General features: G+C 63.6%; 3 protein-coding genes. All 3 read left to right on the top strand.

The features are described 5' to 3' along the window. A partial coding sequence (gene hflC, locus VF497_RS00805; RefSeq protein WP_330885297.1) for a protease modulator HflC occupies positions 1-895 on the top strand: 895 nt, incomplete at its 5' end. A gap of 24 nt (positions 896-919) precedes the next feature. Beyond that, positions 920-1,915 (top strand): hypothetical protein, encoded by a 996-nt coding sequence (locus VF497_RS00800; RefSeq protein ID WP_330885295.1) that lies wholly within the window; start codon positions 920-922, stop codon positions 1,913-1,915. A gap of 59 nt (positions 1,916-1,974) precedes the next feature. Continuing rightward, the coding region (locus VF497_RS00795; protein ID WP_330885293.1) for an adenylosuccinate synthetase at positions 1,975-2,675 on the top strand (701 nt) is incomplete at its 3' end.

Genomic DNA, 2,675 nt, shown 5'->3' with positions numbered 1-2,675 from the left:
GTGCACAATGAAATTCTTTACTCCGATCCTGGCGCTGCTCCTTGTCGTGCTCGTGGTCAACTCGGCATTTATCGTCAGGGAAGGCGAAAGCGCGCTCGTTACCCAGTTCGGCCGCATCCAGGGCGACGGCGGCAAGGCCAGCTCGGACTATGCACCCGGCCTGCACTTCAAGATCCCGCTGATCCAGACCGTCGTGCGCTTCGACCGGCGCATGCTCAATCTCGAAGCCAAGCCCGAGCGTTACTTCGATTCGGGAAAGAATCCGGTCAATGTCGATTTCTACGTGAAGTGGCAGATCGAGAATCCGGCGCTGTACTACCGTTCGTTCGGCCCGGATGCGTTCCAGAGCCAGGCGAACAGCCGGCTCACGCCGATCATCAAGGACCCGCTGCGCTTCGAGTTCAATTCGCACACCCTGTCCGACCTGATCGCGAGCGCGCGCTCGGACATCACCGAGCGCGTGCGTGACCAGGCGAACAAGGCCGCCGCCGGTCTGGGCATCCATGTCGTCGACGTGCGCATCAAGCGCATCGAGTTCCCCGACGAGGTGCTGCTGTCGGTGTACAAGCGCATGGGTTCGGAGCGCACGCGCCTGGCCAACGATCTGCGTTCGACCGGCGCCGAGCAGGCGGCGAAGATCACCGCGGACGCGAATCGCCAGGTGCAGGTGATCAAGGCCGAAGCCGAGCGCGACGCGCAGACCAGGCGCGGCGAAGGCGACGCCAGGGCGACCGAGATCTACGCCGCCGCCTACGGCAAGAATCCCGACTTCTATGCGCTGTATCGTTCGCTCGACGCCTATCGCAGCGCGTTCGGCGGTGGCGACGTGATCGTGCTCGATCCGAAGTCGGAGTTCATGAAGTACTTCGGCGAGGCAAAGGGCGAGGGCAAGTAAGCACCGTCGTAAAGCGAAGCCGTTATGCGCAGCGCACATATTCCGGTTGCCGCGATTCTGCTGATCGCGGCCTTGGCCAGCGGTCACGCCGCGATGCCTGCACCGTACGCGGTGGCGGGGCCGTTGCGCGAACCGACGATCTTCGGCGCCGGCGTGATCTCGACCGGCGATCACGAGTCGCACGCCGCGTTCACTCCCGACGGCAAGGAAGTGTACTTTCTCAAGAACGCGCCGGGCTTCGACTACTGGACGATTTTCGTCTCCAGCTGGCGCGACGGCCATTGGAGCGAGCCGACCCTCGCGCCGTTCGCTTCCGGCCGGTACAAGGATGCCGATCCGTTCGTCACCGCCGACGGCAAGCATTTGTTCTTCATCTCCGATCGCCCGGTGCCGGGCAAGGCGCATCGTGACCTCGACATCTGGACCACGGACCGCGTCGGCGATCACTGGACCGAGCCGCGCCATCTCGATGGCCCGGTCAACAGCGAAGGTCAGGAGTGGTATCCGACAGTCGCCGCCGACGGTACGCTGTACTTCGGCTCCGACCGCCCGGGCGGCAAGGGCAAGACGGACATCTGGCGTGCGCGCTTGGTCGATGGCAAATATGCCGAGCCGGAAAATCTCGGCGATGCGGTCAACACGGCCGGCGACGAATACGAGCCGTTTCTCGCGCCGGACGGGCGCACGCTGTTCTTCATGGCCGACAACCGCGAAGGTCGTGGCGATTCGGATATCTTCGTCAGTTTCCTCTGCGATGGCGCCTGGACCAAGGCCGAACCGCTCGCCGGCGGTGTCAACTCGCCAGGCAACGAATACGCGCCGAAGATTTCGCCGGATGGCAGATATTTCTTCTGGAGCAGCACACGCAGCGTGATGCGCAAGCTCGCCGACAAGCCATTCGACACGCAGGCCTATCTTGCAGCGATCCGCGGACCCGGCAACGGCCTTGGCGACATCTATCAGATCGACCTGGCTGCGCTGAATCTGCAATCGAAATGCGGTAAAACCGGCAAGAACTGAATCAACCCTTCCGCACTCGGGTGCGGAATCACGCTTTGTATACTTGTGGAAATCCAAATATGGGCAAGTCAGTCGTAATTCTCGGCGCGCAATGGGGCGACGAAGGCAAAGGCAAGATCGTCGATCTGCTGACCGAGCGCGTCAGCGCGGTCGCGCGTTTCCAGGGCGGCCACAACGCTGGTCACACACTCGTGATCAAGGGCAAGAAAACGGTGCTGCACCTGATCCCGTCCGGCATCCTGCGCGAGGGCACGTTGTGCCTGATCGGCAACGGCGTCGTGCTCTCCCCGCAGGCGTTGAAGACCGAGATCGACGAGCTCGAGGCGAACGGCGTCGAAGTGCGCTCGCGCCTGAAGATCAGCCCGGCGACGCCGCTGATCATGCCGTACCACATCGCCGTCGACCAGGCGCGCGAGAAGGCGGCGGGCAAGTCCGCGATCGGCACGACGGGGCGTGGCATCGGTCCGGCCTACGAGGACAAGGTCGCGCGCCGCAGTGTGCGCGTTGCCGACCTGATGTATCCGTCCGAGCTGCCGGAAAAACTGCGCGCCGCGGTCGACTACCACAACTTCATTCTCACGCAGTGGCTCAAGGCCGAGGCGGTCGACTATCAGAAGGTGCTCGACGACGCGCTCGCGTTCGGCGAATACCTGAAGCCGATGATCGACGACGTCGCCACGCTGCTGTACGACGCCCGCCGCCGCGGCGAGCACATCATGTACGAAGGCGCACAGGGCGCGCTGCTCGACATCGATCACGG

This window comes from Rudaea sp. (genome assembly GCF_036383415.1).
Classification (GTDB): Bacteria; Pseudomonadota; Gammaproteobacteria; order Xanthomonadales; family Rhodanobacteraceae; genus Rudaea.
This window is presented reverse-complemented; position numbering and strand designations above follow the sequence as displayed.

Coding starts and splice junctions, on each gene's coding strand:
- VF497_RS00800 (WP_330885295.1), top strand. CDS start 920: ATGCGCAGCGCACATATTCCGGTTGCCGCGATTCTGCTGATCGCGGCC.